The 18,682-nt window shown below is 73.5% G+C and carries 19 protein-coding genes; 12 read left to right on the top strand and 7 right to left on the bottom strand.

Annotated elements, in window-relative coordinates; translation table 11 throughout:
• Positions 1-11 precede the first annotated feature (11 nt).
• The 6 genes from ACFVN5_RS17560 to ACFVN5_RS17585 form a co-directional block, all read right to left on the bottom strand.
• Positions 12-662, bottom strand: a complete 651-nt coding sequence (locus tag ACFVN5_RS17560) for a response regulator (RefSeq protein ID WP_376956733.1) — start codon at positions 660-662, stop codon at positions 12-14.
• Positions 655-1,926, bottom strand: a complete 1,272-nt coding sequence (locus tag ACFVN5_RS17565; RefSeq protein WP_376956735.1) for a hypothetical protein — start codon at positions 1,924-1,926, stop codon at positions 655-657. Before ACFVN5_RS17565 ends, ACFVN5_RS17560 begins: the two co-directional genes overlap by 8 nt.
• Complete coding sequence (locus tag ACFVN5_RS17570; RefSeq protein ID WP_376956736.1) at positions 1,923-3,083, bottom strand: sensor histidine kinase; 1,161 nt, start codon at positions 3,081-3,083, stop codon at positions 1,923-1,925. Before ACFVN5_RS17570 ends, ACFVN5_RS17565 begins: the two co-directional genes overlap by 4 nt.
• A gap of 121 nt (positions 3,084-3,204) precedes the next feature.
• Positions 3,205-4,410, bottom strand: a complete 1,206-nt coding sequence (locus ACFVN5_RS17575; RefSeq protein ID WP_376956738.1) for a homoserine O-acetyltransferase — start codon at positions 4,408-4,410, stop codon at positions 3,205-3,207.
• Between the two features lie 152 nt (positions 4,411-4,562).
• A complete protein-coding gene (locus tag ACFVN5_RS17580) occupies positions 4,563-5,888 on the bottom strand; it encodes a bifunctional o-acetylhomoserine/o-acetylserine sulfhydrylase (RefSeq protein ID WP_376956740.1) in 1,326 nt (441 codons plus the stop codon).
• Positions 5,889-6,004: 116 nt separating this feature from the next.
• Positions 6,005-7,165, bottom strand: a complete 1,161-nt coding sequence (locus ACFVN5_RS17585) for an acyltransferase family protein (protein WP_376956742.1) — start codon at positions 7,163-7,165, stop codon at positions 6,005-6,007.
• Positions 7,166-7,285: 120 nt separating this feature from the next.
• On the opposite strand from ACFVN5_RS17585, the gene ACFVN5_RS17590 reads away from it, so the two are divergent.
• The 6 genes from ACFVN5_RS17590 to ACFVN5_RS17615 are packed head-to-tail and all read left to right on the top strand — an operon-like array spanning position 7,286 to position 11,366.
• Entirely contained in the window at positions 7,286-8,071 is a 786-nt protein-coding gene (locus ACFVN5_RS17590; RefSeq protein ID WP_376956744.1) for an SDR family NAD(P)-dependent oxidoreductase, read from the top strand.
• Positions 8,071-8,778, top strand: coding sequence for a potassium channel family protein (locus tag ACFVN5_RS17595; RefSeq protein ID WP_376956746.1), 708 nt, complete (start codon positions 8,071-8,073; stop codon positions 8,776-8,778). The genes ACFVN5_RS17590 and ACFVN5_RS17595 overlap by 1 nt, the downstream gene beginning before the upstream one ends.
• 26 nt (positions 8,779-8,804) lie before the next feature.
• Positions 8,805-9,323, top strand: a complete 519-nt coding sequence (locus tag ACFVN5_RS17600) for a phosphoribosyltransferase (protein WP_376956748.1) — start codon at positions 8,805-8,807, stop codon at positions 9,321-9,323.
• Complete coding sequence (locus tag ACFVN5_RS17605) at positions 9,320-10,045, top strand: Type 1 glutamine amidotransferase-like domain-containing protein (protein ID WP_376956750.1); 726 nt, start codon at positions 9,320-9,322, stop codon at positions 10,043-10,045. The genes ACFVN5_RS17600 and ACFVN5_RS17605 overlap by 4 nt, the downstream gene beginning before the upstream one ends.
• Before the next feature lie 7 nt (positions 10,046-10,052).
• Positions 10,053-10,778: a uracil-DNA glycosylase gene (locus ACFVN5_RS17610; RefSeq protein ID WP_376956841.1), complete on the top strand. Its 726-nt coding sequence runs from the start codon at positions 10,053-10,055 to the stop codon at positions 10,776-10,778.
• Positions 10,779-10,787: 9 nt separating this feature from the next.
• Positions 10,788-11,366: a GNAT family N-acetyltransferase gene (locus tag ACFVN5_RS17615; RefSeq protein WP_376956752.1), complete on the top strand. Its 579-nt coding sequence runs from the start codon at positions 10,788-10,790 to the stop codon at positions 11,364-11,366.
• A gap of 61 nt (positions 11,367-11,427) precedes the next feature.
• Here the strand turns inward: ACFVN5_RS17615 and ACFVN5_RS17620 are convergent, their stop codons facing one another.
• The gene (locus tag ACFVN5_RS17620; protein WP_376956754.1) at positions 11,428-12,078 is read right to left on the bottom strand and encodes a hypothetical protein; all 651 of its coding nucleotides are present in this window, start codon (positions 12,076-12,078) and stop codon (positions 11,428-11,430) included.
• Between the two features lie 48 nt (positions 12,079-12,126).
• Here ACFVN5_RS17620 and ACFVN5_RS17625 point away from each other — a divergent pair, with 48 nt between their 5' ends.
• The 6 genes from ACFVN5_RS17625 to ACFVN5_RS17650 all read left to right on the top strand — a co-directional run bounded on the left by ACFVN5_RS17625 (position 12,127) and on the right by ACFVN5_RS17650 (position 18,679).
• The gene (locus ACFVN5_RS17625; RefSeq protein WP_376956756.1) at positions 12,127-13,551 is read left to right on the top strand and encodes an amidase; all 1,425 of its coding nucleotides are present in this window, start codon (positions 12,127-12,129) and stop codon (positions 13,549-13,551) included.
• Positions 13,552-13,631: 80 nt separating this feature from the next.
• Positions 13,632-14,597, top strand: a complete 966-nt coding sequence (locus tag ACFVN5_RS17630) for a siderophore-interacting protein (protein ID WP_376956758.1) — start codon at positions 13,632-13,634, stop codon at positions 14,595-14,597.
• A 5-nt stretch (positions 14,598-14,602) separates the two neighbouring features.
• Complete coding sequence (locus tag ACFVN5_RS17635; RefSeq protein ID WP_376956760.1) at positions 14,603-15,667, top strand: FecCD family ABC transporter permease; 1,065 nt, start codon at positions 14,603-14,605, stop codon at positions 15,665-15,667.
• A complete protein-coding gene (locus ACFVN5_RS17640) occupies positions 15,664-16,743 on the top strand; it encodes a FecCD family ABC transporter permease (RefSeq protein WP_376956762.1) in 1,080 nt (359 codons plus the stop codon). Before ACFVN5_RS17635 ends, ACFVN5_RS17640 begins: the two co-directional genes overlap by 4 nt.
• Positions 16,740-17,546 (top strand): ABC transporter ATP-binding protein, encoded by an 807-nt coding sequence (locus ACFVN5_RS17645; protein WP_376956764.1) that lies wholly within the window; start codon positions 16,740-16,742, stop codon positions 17,544-17,546. The genes ACFVN5_RS17640 and ACFVN5_RS17645 overlap by 4 nt, the downstream gene beginning before the upstream one ends.
• 116 nt (positions 17,547-17,662) lie before the next feature.
• Positions 17,663-18,679, top strand: coding sequence for an iron-siderophore ABC transporter substrate-binding protein (locus ACFVN5_RS17650; RefSeq protein WP_376956766.1), 1,017 nt, complete (start codon positions 17,663-17,665; stop codon positions 18,677-18,679).
• The last annotated feature ends 3 nt before the right edge of the window (positions 18,680-18,682 follow it).

Raw genomic sequence — 18,682 nt, forward strand, 5'->3', positions numbered from 1 at the left:
GCGGCATCCGCTCAGTCGGACTGCAGCAGGATGCCGTCGAGGATCGCCCGCTTGCGCAGCGCCACCTTGGTGCCGACGTCGAACCCGGCGACGCGGTACTTCTCCCGGATGCGCTTGAGGTAGCTCTTGGCGGTCTCCTCGGAGATGCCGAGCTGGAACGCGACCGCCTTGACCGGCTGGCCGGCGCCGTACAGCGCCATGACCCGGCGCTCCTGCGCCGAGAGCTTCGGCACCGCGCCCTCGTCGGCCAGCGCCACCTCGAGCTCGGGCGTGAGGTAGGAGCCGCCGGTGCGGGCTGCGCGGATCGCCTCGATGATGTTCTCGACGGGCTCGGACTTCACGAGGTAGCCGAGCGCGCCCGAACCGAGCGCCTCGCGCACGACCGCGGGCTCGGAGTAGGTGCTCATGAGCATGGTCTGCACCCCGGCCGTCTTCAGCATCGAGAGCTTCAGCGAGATCGGGATGTTGTCGCGCAGGTCGAGGTCGAGGAGCACCACGTCGACCGGGAAGCCGGGATGCGCCAGGAGCTCCGACCATGACGGCACCGCCGCCACGAGCTCGATGTCGGGTGCCGCACCTCGGATCCACTCGGTGAGCGCCCCGAGCAGCATGCGGTGGTCGTCGACGATCGCCAGCCGGATCGGTGGATCGGTCTCAGCCATTCAGCGTCCCCCTCGGTCGAGCGGCCCCACGGGCCGACGGACTCCCTGCATGCGGGTTCGGTTGCACCCGGCAGGTGATGTCGATGCGGAAGCCGTCGGCCCCCGCGGTCACGTTCTGTTCTCCGACACTACCGATAGCGTCCCACGTCCCGGGGTCCACACGGCGTCGTGAGACGCCCGACACGTCGATGGACATCTCGAATGCGGGTTCGGCGAGGGTGTCGTCGGATGCCTCGCGGCAGGTCACCTGCACGCCGAGGGGAGGTCCTGAGCCCTTCGGGTGCTCCGCCACGAGGAGCCAGAGGGCGAGCAGCAGCCCGTCGCGCTGGGACTGCGAGAGCAGGCCGGCCGACCCGGTGGGGTCGGTGACGGTGACCCGATCGCTGAGGTAGGCGGACTCGGTGACGGCGTGGCGCAGCCAGGTGTCGGTGCGGCCCTCGATCAGGCGCACCCGCAGCCGCGCGGCCAGCGATCCGGCCCGTTCGGCGGCGTCGGGTGGCACGGGGATCGCGATGCGCCCGGAGCCGACGTCGTCGAGGAGCGTCTCGGCGTCGAAGTCGAGCTGCGCCAGCTCCTCGGAGGCGCGCATGCCCACGGCCGAGCGGGCGGTGCCGACCGTGCTCTGCACGAGCGAGAGGTCGAGCTCGCGTCCGACGAGCCGGCGGAAGCCCTCGAGCGCGAGCATCACCAGCATGGTCGGTACCACGGCGGATGCCGCGACGGCGAGCCCCGGCACGACGAACGGCCCGGCCCGGCCGACCTGCACCACGGCCTCGACGGCGAGGACCCCCGCGATGATCGAGGCGACGAGCAGCGGGATCCGGCTGCCGCGGATCGCCGCGACGGGCATCAGCACCGCGCCCGCGGCCGCCGCGGCCGTCGGCGTGACGCCGTTGTGCAGCTGCCCGGCCGTGGCCGAGACGTCGAGCCAGACCGGCACCGCGAGGCCCGCGAGCAGCACGATGTAGAGCCAGTCGGGCAGTTGCCGCGACACGGACCGCGCGATCACGCCGACGCCGACCACGGCGCCGAGCGCGATCCACGCGGGCCATGGTCCGGGAGCAGGCGGCACGTAGTAGGGGGCGAGCGCGATCGCGTGCACGAGGTGCGCCGCGATGACGAGGGCGGCCGCGATCGTGATGCCCGTCGCGAGCCGGCGTCCGCCGTGGCTGTCGCGGACGTCGCCCGCGGCCCGTGCCGACCGGGAGGGTCGCCGGAATCCGCGGTCCCGGAGGCCGAGGGTCTCGCGCCCGCGCAGGCTCATGGCTTCGGCACCTCCAGCATCACGGTGGTGCCGGAGCCGGGGGAGGAGAAGATGCGGGCGCGGCCGCCGACCGTGTGCAGGCGGCCCACGACGGACTCCGCGTAGCCGAGCCGACGGTGGTCGACGGCGTCGGGCTCGAACCCGCTGCCGGCGTCGGTGACCATGGCGCGCACGGTGTGGTCGTCGTCGGTGACCGTGACATCCGCCTCGCTGACGCCGGAGTGGCGCCGGACGTTCTCGAGGCACTCGCCGAGGGCGCCGAGGAGGGCGTCGAGCGTCTCGCGGGGCAGGGCGAGCTGGCCGGCGCCGTGCCAGTTCACGTCGAGGCCCATGCGGGCGAACCGCTGCCGCACCGACTCGAACGTCGTCGACAGCACGTCGTCGGCGTCGGACTCGGGGGAGAAGATGGCCGTGGAGCCGGCGTCGAGCGGGGCCCCGAGGCGCAGCTGCCGCAGCAGCCGGGCGTCGTCGCCGGCCTGCTGGCGCAGGGCGCTGACGCCGACGCCCACGCCCGAGTGGGCGAGCAGCGAGAGGGTCGCGAGCACGGTGTCGTGCAGCACGCGGGCGTCCTGACGCTGCTGCGACTCGAGCTCCGACGCGATTCGCTCGGCCTCGTGCGCCCGGCCGACCTCGGCGATGCGGTCGGCGGCGTCGGCGATCGCCCGGTCGATCCAGGCGCCGATCACGGCGCACGCGCCCCAGCCGGCCGCCGTGGCGACCGCGGGCGCGCGCAGGTCGTGTCCCCAAGCGGCCACGACCCACGTCGTGGCGAGGACGGCGGCGAGGAGCCCGGCGACGAGCAGTCCGCCGCGGGGGCGGACGACGAGCGGGATGGCGACGGAGGCCGAGGCGACGCCCCCGAGGATGCACATCGCGGTGACGGTCGGCGGGTCGAGCACCGACCCGGTGCCGAGGATGGCGATGAGCCCGATGGCGACGGCGACCACGCCGAGGGCCGGCAGCACGGCACCCCGCGAGGTGTGCAGGATGACGAGCAGCGCCATGGCCGCGCAGAGGACCACGCCGACGACCAGCTCGCCCGTGGTGGCCGCACCGGGCCAGAGCAGGCACGCGAGTGCGCCACCGGACCCGACGAGCCCGGCGACGCGTGCGAGGCGACGCAGGAGCCGGTCGCGTTCCTTGTGGATGCGCTTCACGCCACCCCCAACCGCATGTTCGGGCACCGCGACACGCGGGTGCCGTCCCTCGAACTGTAGCGGAGTCGAGGCGGAAGTCGCGCACCTCTTGCGCGAAGGGGTCGTGACGGGTTCGGGCGTGTCACGCCTCGAGGAGCAGCCGGAGGGCGTCGCCGACCACCGCGTGCTCGATGAGGAACGCGTCGTGGCCGTACTCGGAGTGCACGAGCACGGGCTCGGACCCGTGCACGCTGCCCCGCAGTCGGCGCGCGACCTCGACCTGCCCGTCGAGGGTGAAGTAGCGGTCGCTGTCGATGCCGAGCACGAGGCTCGTCGCGCGCACCGCGTCGAGCGCCGCCCCGACGCCGCCCCGGCCGCGCCCGATGTCGTGCGAGTTCATCGCCTCGGTGAGCACGAGGTAGCTGTTGGCGTCGAAGCGGCGGGTGAACTTGTTGCCGTGGAAGTCGAGGTAGGACTCCACGGCGAACCGGCCGCCCCCGCCGAGCGGGTCCAGGTCGGACTGCCAGTGCCGCTCGAAGCGGCCGTTGAGCTCGGCCGCGGTGCGGTAGTTGAGCATCGCCATGCGACGGGCGAGCGCGAGGCCGCGCGTGGGCCCCTCGCCGTCGGGCGCGTCGTAGTACTCGCCGCCGCGGAACGCGGGGTCGGTGCGGATCGCCTCGATCTGCACCGAGTTGAGCGCGACCTGGTCGGCGGTCGCGGCGGCGGGCGCCGCGAGCACGGCGATGCGCTCGACCGCGTCGGGCGCCATGATCGCCCACTCGAGCACGTGCATCGCGCCCATCGAGCCGCCGACGACGGCGTGGAACCGCTCGATGCCGATCTCCCGGGCGAACGCGACCTGCGCCCGCACCTGGTCGCGGATGGTGAGGAACGGGAACCGCGTGGCCCACTCGACCCCGTCGGGCGCGAGCGAGGCGGGGCCGGTCGACCCCTGGCATCCGCCGATGACGTTCGGGGCGACGACGAAGTACCGGTCGGTGTCGATCGGGAGCCCCGGCCCGACGACGCCCGGCCACCACCCGGCGCTCGGGTGCGCGGGGCCGGCCGGCCCGACGACGTGGCTGTCGCCCGTCAGGGCGTGCAGCACGAGGATCGCGTTGTCGCGCGCCGGCGACAGCGTTCCCCAGGTCTCGTACGCGATGCGCGCGTGGGGGAGCACCGCGCCCGACTCCAGCGCGACGTCGCCGACGGACACGAACCGGCGATCGCCCACGGGGTCGCCCTCGCGCCAGGCGCCCGTGGCGGGGGCGCGGCCCTGCAGCGACTGGGCACGCGCCTCCGAGACGATGCGCGCGGGCACCGCGTCGGCCGTCGTCTGCCAGTCCATGTTCCGATTCTCTCGAAGGAGCGGGTGCGGCACCCGTTTGTTACACGACGTGCTCGTCGCGTGACGGATGCCGCGACGAGGCGACGCGTCGCCGGGACGACGGATGCCGCGGACCGGTGCGGCCCGCGGCATCCGTCATGCGTCGGCGGTCGTCAGACCCGGGCGGCCTCCGTGGCCGCTCGGGCGGCGGCGAGGCCGGCCTCGAGGTCGGCCTTGAGGTCGTCGATGTTCTCGATGCCCACCGAGAGGCGCACGAGGCCGGGCGTGACGCCCGTCGTGAGCTGCTGCTCGGGCGTGAGCTGCGAGTGCGTCGTCGACGCCGGGTGGATGACGAGCGAGCGCACGTCGCCGATGTTCGCGAGATGGCTGAACAGCTGCAGGTTGTCGACGAGCGCGCGACCGGCGTCGACGCCGCCCTTGAGCTCGAACGACAGCACCGCACCGACGCCCTTCGGGGCGTACTTGTTGGCGGCGGCGTACCACGGGCTCGAGGGCAGGCCCGAGTAGTTCACGCTCGCGACGTCGGGGTGGTTGTCGAGCCACTCCGCGATCTCCTGCGCGTTCTGCACGTGCCGCTCGATGCGCAGCGAGAGCGTCTCGATGCCCTGGATGAGCAGCCACGCGTTGTTCGGCGCGATGGCCGCACCGAGGTCGCGGAGCAGCTGCACGCGCGCCTTGATGACGTAGGCGATCGCGTCGCCGACGGCCGCGGTGTAGCTCGCGCCGTGGTACGACGGGTCGGGCTCGGTGAGGCCGGGGAACTTCTCGACGTTCTTCGACCACTCGAACCTGCCGCCGTCGACGATGACGCCGCCGATGACGGTGCCGTGACCGCCGAGGAACTTCGTCGCCGAGTGGATGACGATGTCGGCGCCGTGCTCGAACGGGCGGATGAGGTACGGCGTCGCGATCGTGTTGTCGACGATGAGCGGGATGCCGGCCTCGTGCGCGACGCCCGACACGAGCTCGATGTCGAGGATGTTGATCTTCGGGTTGCCGATGGTCTCGGCGAAGAAGAGCTTGGTGTTCGGGCGCACCGCGCGGCGCCACTCGTCGGCGTCGTCCTGGTTCTCGACGAACGTGGTCTCGATCCCGAGCTTCGCGAGCGTGTACTTGAAGAGGTTGTACGTGCCGCCGTAGATCGACGACGACGAGACGATGTGGTCGCCCGCCTGCGCGATGTTCAGCACGGCGAACGTCTCGGCCGCCTGGCCCGAGGCGACGAGGAGGGCGCCGGTGCCCCCTTCGAGCGCGGCAATGCGCTCCTCGACGACGGCCTGGGTCGGGTTCATGATGCGCGTGTAGATGTTGCCGAACTCGGCGAGCGCGAAGAGGTTCTGCGCGTGCTGCGCGTTGTCGAACACGTAGGACGTGGTCTGGTAGATCGGGGTGGCCCGGGCGTTGGTCACCGGGTCGGGTGCGGCGCCTGAGTGCACCTGCTTCGTCTCGAAGCGCCAGTCGGCGGCGTGCTCTGCCATGAGGTCTCCTTCTCGGTCGGGTGTGCGGACCCGCCGCAACCGCGAGACACGTTACGACCGCTCCCTGAGACGGGCAACGGATGCCGACACACGGCGTCATCCTTGGCGACGCGCCGTCACGCGGGGGGCTTCGGCGCCTCCGGGGCGGACGGGTCCTCGGGCGCCGACGGCGGCGGCAGCGGCGGCATGGCGCCGGGAGGCAGCACGAGGGTGCCGGTCGCGGTGGACGGCTGCGGCCGGAACAGCCAGCGCGCCCGCGGCTCGACGAGCGGGCGGAAGACGCGCCGCACGGGCTTCAGCGACAGCACGACCGAGATGCCGATGCAGAACAGGATCATCGCCGGCAGCACCCAGAACGGCTGCTCGCCCGCGAGGATGCCCGTCTCCCGGAACGGGAACAGCACGAACGAGTGCAGCAGGTAGATGTACATGGTCGCGGTGCCGAAGGCCGTGAACCACGTCGTCCGGCGCGGCATGAGCACGAGGAACGCCACCGAGAAGAGCATCGCCGAGAGCAGCAGCACGAGCCGGATGGCGCCCGACCACGGCTCGTCGTAGCCGATCGCGACGTACGACTCGTCGTAGAGCATGAAGCGGCGCAGCTTCAGGTCGCGCCAGGTCTCGATGGCGATCGGCATGAGCACGAGCACCGCGGCGAAGAGCGCGATCGCCCCCGCCCGCCAGCGCCAGGCGACCCGGGTGGGTAGAGCGAGCCAGCGGCCCGTGAGCTGCCACTGCCGGAGCTTCCAGCCGAACACGAAGAACGGCAGCATGCCGATCGTGCGCGACAGGGCGAGCGTGGAGTCGATCGTCTCGGTGTACCCCGCGCCGATCGAGATCGCGATCGCGATGAGGAGCGGGAAGCGCAGCAGCACGAGGTAGGGCAGCGAGATGCGCCAGAGCGCGAGCGCGATGAGGAACCACAGCGTCCAGGACGCGGTCGTGTAATCGAGGGAGAACCCGCCGCCGAGCACCCAGCGCAGCACGGTCCAGATCGTCTCGAAGATGAAGTACGGGAAGACGATGTCGGTGAGGATCTGCCGCAGCGACCGAGCGTTCGGCGGCCCCGACTTCGCGAAGTACCCGGCCACCGTCACGAACACGGCGACGTGGAACGAGTAGATGAACAGGTAGACGCTGTAGGCGAGGTCGTCCTCGGAGATGAGCGGCAGGATGCCGTGCCCGATCACGACGAGCGTGATCGCGATCCAGCGCGCGTTGTCCCAGAGCGGCACCCGTCGCTTGGTCGCGGTCGTCGCGGGCGGCGTCGTCTGCATCGCTCCATTCAACCGCACCGCGTCCGCCGGGCGCACGGCGAGCGGATGCCGCGGGCCGCCCGCGCGAGGCCACGGCACGCCGTTCGCGGCATCCGCCGTCGGCGCGGCACAATGGGCGCCATGGGAGTGCTGCGGGTGGTCGTGACCGGTGCGAGTTCGGGGATCGGGGCGGCGACCGTGCGCGCCTTCCGCGCCGCCGGGTGGGACGTGGTGGGCGTCGCCCGCCGCGAGGACCGGCTGCGCGAGCTCGCCGAGGAGACCGGGGCATCCGTCTTCACCGCCGACCTCACTCGGCAGGAGGACGTCGACGCCCTGCGCGACCACCTCGAGGCGACCGGCCCCGTGCACGCGCTCGTCAACAACGCCGGCGGCGCGAAGGGCCTCGACTCGGTCGAGCACGGCTCGATCGAGGACTGGATCTGGATGCTCGACGTCAACGTGATCGCGCTCAAGCGCGTGACGAGCGCGCTGCTGCCCGTCCTGCGCCGGGGCGCCGTCGAACGGGGCGTCGCCGACATCGTCAACGTCACGTCGGTCGCCGGCCACGAGCCCTACGTCGGCGGGGCCGGCTACAACGCCGCGAAGTTCGCCGCGCACGCGCTGACGGCCGTGCTGCGACTCGAGCTGAACGGCGAGCCGCTGCGCGTCGTCGAGGTGGCGCCCGGGATGGTGCGCACCGACGAGTTCGCGCTCGTGCGCTTCGGGGGCGACCGCGAGCGCGCCGACAAGGTCTACGACGACGTCCCCGAGCCGCTCGTCGCCGACGACGTCGCCGCCGTCATCGCCGACGCCGTGCTGAAGCCCCGGCACGTGGACCTCGACCTCATCGTGGTGCGGCCCGTCGCGCAGGCCGCGGCCACCCGCCTCGCCCGCGGTCCGCTCGAGGTGCGGAAGGATCCGGAGTGATGGCCGCCGAACGGACCACCGCACGACGGACGGCCTGGGAGCGGTACACCGCCACCCCGTTGGTCGTGCTCGGCATCCTCTTCATCGTCGCGTACTCGTTCTGGGTCCTCCTCCCCGAGGAGCGGGGGCAGGCGCGGGCGTGGATCGGGTGGACGCTGCTCATCTCGTGGGCGGTCTTCCTGGTCGACGTCGTGGTGCGGATCGTCCTGACCCCGCGGGGCCACAAGTGGCGCTTCGTCTGGCGGCATCCGGTGGAGGTGCTCTCCGCGGTGCTGCCGATCTTCCGTGCGCTGCGCGTGCTGGTGCTGCTCCGGGAGGTGCCGTACCTGCAGCGGCGCAGCGGGAACGCGGTCCGCACGAACATCCTCATCTACGCCGCGAGCTACGCGGTGGTGTTCGTGTACTTCATCTCGCTCGCGACCCTGAACGCCGAGCGCGACGCGCCGGGCGCGAACATCACGACCTTCGGCGACGCGATCTGGTGGGCCATCGTCACGGTGGCCACCGTGGGCTACGGCGACGAGTATCCGATCACCGCGGCGGGACGCTTCTACGCGGTCTTCCTGATGGCCGGCGGCATCGCGATCGTCGGCACGGCGTCGGCGACGATCATCTCGCTCATCAACGAGCAGATCGGATCCGCCAGGGACCAGGAGAAGCAGCGCCGCTCGACCGGCGGCTCGGCGCCGACCGACCCGACGGACTGACGCCCGCCGCCGACTACCCTGAATCCATGACCTTCGACGCGAATGACGCCGGCCTCGACGAGCCCCGGCGCGAGGTGCTGACCTGGGACGACTTCGAGGGCGCCTCACGCTCCCTCGCGAGCGAGGTGCTCGCCTCGGGATTCCGTCCCGACGTCGTGATCGCGATCGCGCGGGGCGGCCTGCTGCTGGCCGGCGCCATCTCGTACGCGCTCGGCACCAAGCAGTGCGGCTCGATCAACGTGGAGTTCTACACGGGCGTCGACGAGCGCCTGCCCGAGCCCGTGCTGCACCCGCCGATGCTCGACGTCCCGGCGGTCGCCGGCAAGTCGGTGCTGCTCATCGACGACGTCTCGGACTCGGGTCGCACGCTCGCGAAGGTCGTCGACCTGCTCGTCGAGGCCGGCGCCGAGGTGCGCTCGGCCACGCTCTACGTGAAGCCGCGCACCGTGCTCGTGCCCGACTTCGCCTACCGCGAGACCGAGGACTGGATCGTGTTCCCTTGGTCGGCGCGCCCGCCGGTCACCGTCGGGGAGGGCGCCGCGTGAGCGTGCACCTCGTCGGCGGCGGCGCGACCGAGCGATCGGATGCCCCGCTGTACGCGCCGTTCGTCGCGGAGGCCGCCCTGCGGGCGCGTGCGGCCGGTCGCGAACGGCCCCGCATCGCCGTGATCTCGTTGCACCCCGAGGCCGAGGAGAAGGCCGCGGCGCTCGCGGAGCTGCTCGCCGCGGCCGGCGGCGGCACCGAGATCGAGGCGCACCCGACCACGGGGGGGCCCGGCGAGCCGATCGGGCTCACCGCGATCGCCGACGTCGACGGCATCGCCGTGGGCGGCGGCATCGTCGAGGAGGTGCGCGCCGGACTCGAGCCCGTGTCCGGCGAGCTGCGTCGGCTGGTCGCCGGCGGAGTGCCCTACCTCGGGGTCTCGGCCGGCGCGATGATCGCGGCTGAGGGCTCGTTCGGCGGCGGCTCGCGCATCGGCGGCGTGCGCGTGTCGCCGGAGGATCCCGACGAGCCGGGCATGGAACTGGAGATCGAGGCCGGACTCGGCCTCGTCGACGTGGCCATCGAGGTGCACGTCGCCGAGCGCGGCATGCTCTCCCGACTGGTCGCCGCGGTCGAATCCGGGCTCGTCGCCGGCGGTCTCGGCATCGACGAGCGCACGGCGCTGATCGTGGGCGACGGCGGCCTCCGGGTGGAGGGGGCGGGCAGCGTCTGGCGCGTCCTGCCGACGGACCAGGGCGTGCTCGTCTCCACGATCGGGGCCTGACGTGGCGATGTCCCTCGACCAGCTCGCCGCGGCCGGCCTGATCGACCCGGGCTGGGCCGGCGCGCTCGCGCCCGTCGCCCCGAGGATCGCGGAGCTCGGGGACTTCCTCCGCGCCGAGACCGCCGCGGGCCGCGGCTACCTGCCGAGCGGCGATCGCGTGCTCCGTGCGTTCGGGGCGCCGATGGAGGACGTGCGGGTGCTCATCGTGGGGCAGGATCCGTACCCGACGCCGGGGCATCCGATCGGCCTGTCGTTCGCGGTCGACCCGCACGTGCGCCCGGTCCCGCGGAGCCTCGCCAACATCTACACGGAGCTCGGCGACGACCTCGGCGTGCCGACGCCCGACCACGGCGACCTCACCTCGTGGAGCACCAACGGCGTCATGCTGCTCAACCGGGTGCTCACCGTGCGCCCTGGTACGCCCGCCTCGCACCGCGGCAAGGGCTGGGAGGACGTGACCGACCACGCCATCCGCACGCTCGTTGCACGCGGCACGCCGCTCGTCGCGATCCTGTGGGGGCGCGACGCGCAGAACCTCAAGCCGCTGCTCGGCGCGACGCCCGTCATCGAGTCGGTGCACCCCAGCCCGCTCTCCGCGAGCCGCGGATTCTTCGGGTCGAAGCCGTTCAGCCGGGCCAACGCGCTGCTCGAGGCCCAGGGCGGCCGAGCGGTCGACTGGCGCCTGCCCGCGACGCCCGCACCGCGTCATCCGGCTGTCATCTCCGCGGAGTAGTCTGGCGCGATGCTCGAGGAGGAATACCAGGAACGCCGGGTGCTGCCGCGCCACCTGCGCAAGGCCGAGGCGCCCGAGGCGACCTTCGAGTACGCCATCCGCGAGGCCCGCCTCGCCGACATGCCCGCGGTGCGCGAGATCTACAACTACTACGTCGCGAACTCGACCGTGACCTTCGACGAGGACGCCATGACGCTGCGCGAGTGGAAGCACAAGTTCGCGCAACTGCAGAAGCTCGGCCTCCCGTTCCTCGTCGCCGAGTCGCCGACCGGGCAGCTGCTCGGCTACGCGCTCGTCGCCCCGTGGAAGCAGAAGCGCGCCTACCGGTACACCGTCGAGGACTCGATCTACCTCGGGCCGGCGGCATCCGGCAAGGGCCTCGGGCGGGCACTGCTCGGGGCGCTCATCGACGCCAGCCGGGCGGCGGGACTCAAGGAGATGCTCGCGGTCATCGCCGACCAGGGCGCCGACGCATCGATCGCGCTGCACGAGAAGTTCGGCTTCACCGAGATCGGCCGCATGGGCCGCGTCGGCTTCAAGTTCGACCGGTGGCTCGGCACGGTGCTGCTGCAGAAGTCGCTGAAGTAGGGGCCGGCGGGCGGATGCCGCGGGGCGCCGCGTTGCGACGGCGGGCTGCCGGGGCATCCGGTCAGAGCACCAGCGTCACCTCGCCCTGGGGCGCGAACAGCGCCGTGATGCCGGCGACCACGCCGACCGCCAGGAGCAGCCCGGGGTGCGCGAGCCCGATCGCCACGCGCCGCAGCTCCGGCCGATCGGCGAGCAGCCGAGCGGGCACCTCGCTCGCGGCGGGCGCCTCGCCCCATCCCCGGAGCCGGCCGAGGAACCAGGCGCAGCGCACCACGAGTCCGAGCCACAGCAGCGCGACGACCACCGGCGTGAGGGTTCCCAGCAGCTGGAGCCCGAGGCCCACGATCTCGTCCTCGTCGCCGCGGGCGGCCGCCTGGATCGACGTCGAGATCGCGGCGCCCAGGATGATCGAGACGGCCCAGGTCAGGAAGGCGAACACGAGCGCGAGGTAGCGCACGAAGAAGTGCCCGAACACGCTCGACCGGGAGTGGAGGTGGTCGCGCGGGGTGCCGGTCAGCACCACGATCGTGGCGACGAGGCACGGGGCGATGAGGAGCGCGGCCAGCACGATCCACGCCCAGGCGGGCCAGGCCGCCACGACGGCGACGATGGCCAGGGCGGCGAACACGGCCGACCACGCGGCGCCCCACCACAGCGGGTGCGCCACGATCGACGCCCCGACCCCCGACCCGCCGCTCCCGCCCGCGCGCATGCCCTCACGATAGCGGCGACGGTCGCCCGCCGGTCCTAGGCTCGGAGGATGAGCGAGCTGCACGAGTACACCGCCCTCGAGCTCCACCAGCTGCTGCAGCGACGCGAGGTCTCGCCGGTCGAGCTGGCGCAGCACTACCTCGACCGCATCGAGCGCCTCGACCCCGGGATCGGGGCGTTCGCCACGGTGACGCCCGAGGCCGCGCTCGAGCGCGCCCGGCACGTCGAGGAGCACGTGCCGACGGCCGCGCCGCTGTGGGGCCTGCCGCTCGCCGACAAGGACCTGCACCGGCGCGCGGGCGTGCCGGCGCGGTTCGGATCGCGCGCGTTCGCGGACTTCGTGCCCGACGAGTCCGACGAGCTCGTGCGGGCCGTCGACGATGCCGGAGCGGTGAGCCTCGGCAAGACCGCGACGCCCGAGTTCGGACTGCCCTCGTACACCGAAGGCCTCGTCGGCCCGCCGACGCGCAATCCCTGGGACCCCGCGCTCGGCGCGGGCGGGTCGAGCGGGGGAGCGGCCGCCGCCGTCGCCGCCGGGATGCTCCCGTTCGCGCCGGGCACCGACGGCGGCGGCTCGATCCGGATCCCCGCCGCCGCGTGCGGCCTCGTCGGCGTGAAGCCGTCGCGTGGGCGGGTGCCGGCGGGGCCCGGGCTCGCGACGCTCGCCGGCCTCGGGGTCGCGGGACCCATCGCGCGCACCGTCGCCGACGCGGCGCTGCTGCTCGACGGCCTCATCGCGCCGACCGGGTATCCGGCGACGCACCGCTACGCCGTTCGCGCGCCCGGCGACGACGGGCCGTACCTCGGCGCGGCGATCCGCGGCGAGGGCCGGTTCCAGCTCGGCGTGATGACCGACTCGCCGTGGGACGACGGCTACGACATCGAGGTGTCCGAGGAGGCCCGGTCGGCGCTCGACCGGGCCATCGCGGCGTTCGAGGGCCTCGGGCACGGGATCGAGGCGATGGCCCCCGAGCCCGAGCCGGGCTATCCCGACGCGTTCCGCACGATCTGGCAGGCCGGCGCCGCCACGATCCCGGTCGACGGCGCGGACGAGGCCCTGCTCGAGCCGCTGACGCAGTGGCTGGTCGAGCGCGGGCGGGCCGTGCGGGCTCGGCAGCTCGCCGAGGCGCTCGCGTGGCTCGCGGGCTTCGAGGAGCGGGTCATCCGCCGGTTCTCGTCGTTCGACGCCGTGCTCACCCCGGCGCTCGCAACGCCGCCGCCGCCGATCGGCTGGTACGACCAGGAGGACGGGGAGCGGAACTTCGCGCAGCAGGTGCAGTTCACCCCGTTCACGTCGTTCGTCAACGTCTCGGGGCTGCCCGCCATCACCGTTCCGGTCGAGGAAACCGCCGACGGCCTTCCCATGGGCGTGCAGCTCATCGGTCGCCCGGGGGGCGAGGCGACACTGTTCGCGCTCGGCGCGCAGCTCGAACGTCGCGTGCGGCGGCGGTACCGGCATCCGTCGATGTGGTGACGGCACTGCCCGGCGAGCGTGCGCGGCGTCGCGTGACGTCGGGATTCACGACACGTGGGAGCGTGTGCAAGACTTAGGTAATGCTTACCTCACTCGCTGAAGCCGCCCCGCGCGAGCGTCCTGCCTATCGCAGCTTCCGAGTGCAGGTCTCGCGGGTCGAACGCCTCGCGCCGCACTTCACGAGCGTCACGTTCGCGGGCGACGACCTCCGCGACTTCGGCACGGCCGGGCTCGACCAGCGCGTGAAGGTCGTGCTCCCGCTGCCCGAGATCGGCTTCGCGGCGTTCCCCGACGGCGACGACTGGTACGGCGCCTGGCGCGAGCTGCCCGCCGAGCTGCGCAACCCCTTCCGCACCTACACGGTGCGCGCGGTGCGGCCCCAGGAGCGCGAGGTCGACATCGTGTTCGTCGGCCACGGCGACGCCGGTCCCGCCTCGGCGTGGGCCGAGACGGCGACACCCGGCGACGAGATCGTGCTCATCGGCCCCGACGAGCTGAGTGTCGGCCGCACGGTCGGCATCGACTGGCGTCCGGGCGAGGTCGAGACGCTGCTGCTGGCCGGCGACGAGACGGCCGCGCCCGCGATCGCGTCGATCCTCGAGTCGCTCCCGGCCGACGCCTCGGGCGTCGCCCTCATCGAGGTGCCCGCCGACGGCGACCGGCTCGACGTGCGCGCTCCGGCCGGCGTCGAGGTGCGCTGGCTCGCCCGCGACGAGGCCGGGTGCGCCCACGGCGGCCTGCTCGTTCCCGCCGTGCGCGACTGGGTGGTGCGCCACCTCGCCGCCCGCGGCCTGCCGACGAACGACGTCGACGTCGACGCGGCCGCCGAGGCGCTCGCCGCGGCCGAGCACGAGGACCTGGCCGACACGCCCCTGTGGGACGTGCCCGAGGGGCACAGCCTCGACGGCGAGTGCTACGCGTGGCTCGCGGGTGAAGCCGCCGCCATCACGACCCTCCGTCGCTTCCTCGTGCGCGAGGCCGGCCTCGACCGCCGCCAGGTGGCGTTCATGGGCTACTGGCGCATGGGCCGCGCCGAGCTCGACTGACGAGGGTGGTCGACCCGATGCAGCGCACCGCCACGGTGACGCATCCGACCGGCGCGCCCGACCGGCGGATCCGCCGGAGGCTCCCGCCGGCGGCAACGCTCGGGATCGCCGTGGGGCTCCTCGTGGTGGTCGGGGTCGCGAGCCTCGCCATCGGCGCCCGGCAGATCCCGTTCGACGTCGTCGTGCAGGCCTTCACGGCGCCGGTGCCGGGCGACCCCGACCAGGTCGTCGTGCGCGACCTGCGGCTGCCGCGCGCGATCATCGGCATCATGGCGGGCGCCGCGTTCGGCGTCGTCGCCGCCATTCTCCAGGGCGCCACGCGCAACCCGCTCGCCGACCCCGGCCTCCTCGGCATCAACGCGGGCGCCTCGCTCGCCGTCGTCGCCGCGATCTCGTTCCTCGGCGTCGCCTCGCCGTTCGGCTTCATCTGGTTCGCCCTCGGCGGCGCCGCGCTCGCCGCGGTCGTCGTCTTCCTGATCGGCTCCATGGGCGGCGGGGCGAGTCCCGCGCGCCTCGCCCTCACCGGCGCCGCCGTGACGGCCGCGACGACGCCGCTCATCACGCTCCTGCTGATCCGCGACGTGGGGACGCTCTCGCAGTACCGGTTCTGGTCGGTCGGATCGCTCGCCGGGCGCGGCCTCGAGACGGCGAGCGTGCTCTGGCCGTTCCTCGTCGGCGGCCTCGTGCTCGCGGCGTGGCTCGCGCGGCGCATGAACCTGCTCGCGCTCGGCGACGACGTCGCGCGCGGACTCGGCGTGCGGCTCTCGACCACCCGGATCGTCACGGCCGTGGCCGTCATCGTGCTGGCCGCGACGGCCACGTCGCTCGCCGGCCCCATCGCCCTGCTCGGACTCGCCGTGGCGCACGCGGCCCGCGGCCTCGTCGGCGCCGACTACCGCTGGCTCACGCCGCTCGCGGGTGTGCTCGGCGCGATCGTGCTCGTGGCCGCCGACGTGATCGGCCGGGTCGTCGTGGCGCCGGCCGAGCTCGAGGCGGGCATCGTGGCCGCCATCGTCGGCGCGCCGGTGCTCATCGCGCTCGTGCGCCGGGGCCGGGGGGCGTCGCTGTGACCGCCGCGCCGCTCGTCGCACCGGCCGCCGCGGGCGACCCCGTCGAGGTCGTCGCCGGACGCGTCTCGGCGGCGCGATCGCGCCGGCGGCGGCGCGCGGCATCCGTGCTCATCGCCCTGACCTTCGTGGCGCTGGCCGCCGCCGTCGCGTCGATGGTGCTCGGCGCGGCCGGACTCACGGTCGGCGACGTGGTCGCCGCGCTCGTCGGGCAGGGCTCGCCGAAGGCGGAGTTCGTGGTCCTCAGGCTGCGGCTGCCGCGCGTCGTCGCCGCGATCGTGGCCGGCACCGCGCTCGGGCTCGGCGGCGCCCTTTTCCAGACCACGCTGCGCAACGCGCTCGCGAGCCCCGACATCCTCGGCGTCACGGGCGGCGCGAGCCTCGCCGCGGTCGGGTCCATGCTGCTGCTCGGCCTCGAGGGTCCGGCCGTCGCGCTCGCCGCGTTCGCCGGCGCGCTCGTCGTGGCCGGGCTCATGTGGGGCCTCGCGTGGCGCGACGGGCTCACCGGCATCCGCTTCGTGCTCGTCGGGATCGGCCTCGCCTCGATCGTGAGCGGCCTGCTCGGCTGGCTGCTCACGCGCGCCGAGGTGCGCGAGGCCTCAGAGGCGCTCGTGTGGATGGTCGGCGGCATCGGCTCGATCGGCTGGCCCGAGCTCGCGACGGCGGGCGGCGCGGTCGTCGTGCTGCTCATCGCCACGGCGCTGTTCTCACCGCGGATGCCGCTGCTCTCGCTCTCCGACGACAGCGCCCGTTCGCTCGGGCTCGACGCGACCCGCGCGCGGGTGACCGCGATCCTGCTCGGCGTCGGACTCGTCGCGGTCGCCACCGCGCTCGCCGGGCCGATCGCGTTCGTCGCGCTCGTGTCGGCGCCCATCGCCCGCGCGCTCGTCGGGCATGGGCAGGCGGCACTCGCGGCATCCGCGCTCACCGGCGCCGCCATGGTGCTCGTGGCCGACCTCGTGGCGCAGCACGCGTTCGCCGGCGTCGCCGTGCCCGTCGGCATCGTGACGGGCCTCATCGGCGCGCCGTACCTCCTCTGGCTCATCGCGAGGGGCAACCGGAAGGGATCAGACGGATGACCCGGACAGCACCGCATGCGCTCCGCGCCGAGTCGCTCACGCTCGCCTACGACGGACGCACGGTCATCGAGGGCCTCGACCTCGACGTGCCCGACGGCCGCATCACCGCGATCGTCGGCCCGAACGCGAGCGGCAAGTCGACGCTCCTGCGCGGCCTCGCCCGCCTCATGCGGCCCGAGGCCGGCCGCGTGACGCTCGACGGGCGCGACATCCGCACGTTCGCGCCGAAGGAGTTCGCCCGGCGCGTCGCCGTGCTGCCGCAGCAGCCCGTCGCGCCCGACGGCGTGCTCGTGTCGGAGCTCGTGTCACGCGGGCGGCATCCGCACCGCGGCTGGTTCGGCGGCCGCTCGAGCGACGACGACCGCATCGTCGCCGAGGTGCTCGCGGCCACGGGCACGTCGGAGCTCGCCGACCGGGCCGTGGCCGAGCTCTCCGGCGGCCAGCGCCAGCGGGTCTGGATCGCCATGGCGCTCGCCCAGCGGGCCGACATCGTGCTGCTCGACGAGCCCACGAGCTTCCTCGACGTGAGCCACCAGCTCGACCTGCTCGACCTCCTCACGGAGTCGAACCGGGAGCACGGCACGACCGTGGTGATGGTGCTGCACGAGCTGAACCTCGCCGCCCGCTACGCCGACCACCTCGTCGTGGTCGACGGCGGACGCATCGCGGCGGCGGGAGAGCCGTCGGAGGTCCTGACGGCCCAGACGGTCGGCGCGGCGTTCGGGCTCGACTGCGTGGTCGCCGAGGACCCGGTGTCGCGCTCGCCGATGATCGTGCCGATCGGGCGGTATCACCAGGCGTGACCGGCGCCGGGGACGCGCGCCCGCGTCGCTCGTGTCGTCTCGTGTCGCGGGGTTTTACCGCGTCGGGAGTTTAGGTTAGGCTAACCTCAGTCCACCCCACCTCCGAAAGGGAGTTCATGCACGCCCGACGCACGATCGCCGTCCTCGCCGCCGCAGCAGCCGCGGCCCTCGCCCTGGCCGGCTGCTCCCCGTCCGCTCCCGAGGAGACCGGCTCCGACGCCGCCGCTGGCGAGGGGTTCTCGATCACCATCGAGCACGCCTTCGGCGAGACCGAGATCCCCGCCGCGCCCGAGCGCGTGGCCACGTGGGGCTGGGGCAGCACCGAGGCGGCGCTCGCGCTCGGCGTCGTGCCCGTCGCGATGGCGCAGCAGACCTACGGCGCGAACGAGGACGGCGTGCTCCCGTGGGTCGCCGACAAGCTCGACGAGCTCGGCGAGGACACGCCCGTGATCCTGACCGACGACGGCGAGGCGCCGCCCTACGAAGAGCTCGTCGAGGCCGCCCCCGACGTCATCCTCGCGCCCTACTCGGGCATCACCGAGGAGCAGTACGAGCTCCTGAGCGAGATCGCCCCGACCGTCGCCTACCCCGACGAGCCGTGGACCACGCCGTGGCGCGAGACCGTCACGATCGTCGGCACGGCGCTCGGCCTCGCCGACGAGGCGGAGGGCGTGCTCGACGACCTCGACGCGGAGCTCGCCGCGCAGGCCGAGGCGCACCCCGAGCTGGCCGGCAAGACCGTCGCCGCGGTCTGGGACGTCGCGGGCACGTTCTACGTCTACACGCCCGAGGACTCGCGCGTGGAGTTCCTCTCGGGCCTCGGCCTCGAGGACGCGCCCGCCGTCGCGGAGCTCGCGAACGGCGACTCGCCCTTCTACTACACGCTCTCGTACGAACAGCTCGACCAGCTCGAGAGCGACCTCGTCATCAGCTACCACGACACGCAGGAGGAGGCCGACGCGTTCCTCGCCTCGGCGCCCATCCAGGCGATCCCCGCCGTCTCGCGTGGCCAGGTGGCGCAGGTCGTCGGCACCGAGCTGATCGCCGCGGTCTCGCCGCCCACCGCCCTCTCGCTCACCTACGGGCTCGACGAGCTCGTGGCGTCGCTCTCCGCGGCGGCCCAGGCGGGCTGACCC

Source organism: Agromyces sp. NPDC057865, from assembly GCF_042796995.1.
GTDB lineage: Bacteria > Actinomycetota > Actinomycetes > Actinomycetales > Microbacteriaceae > Agromyces.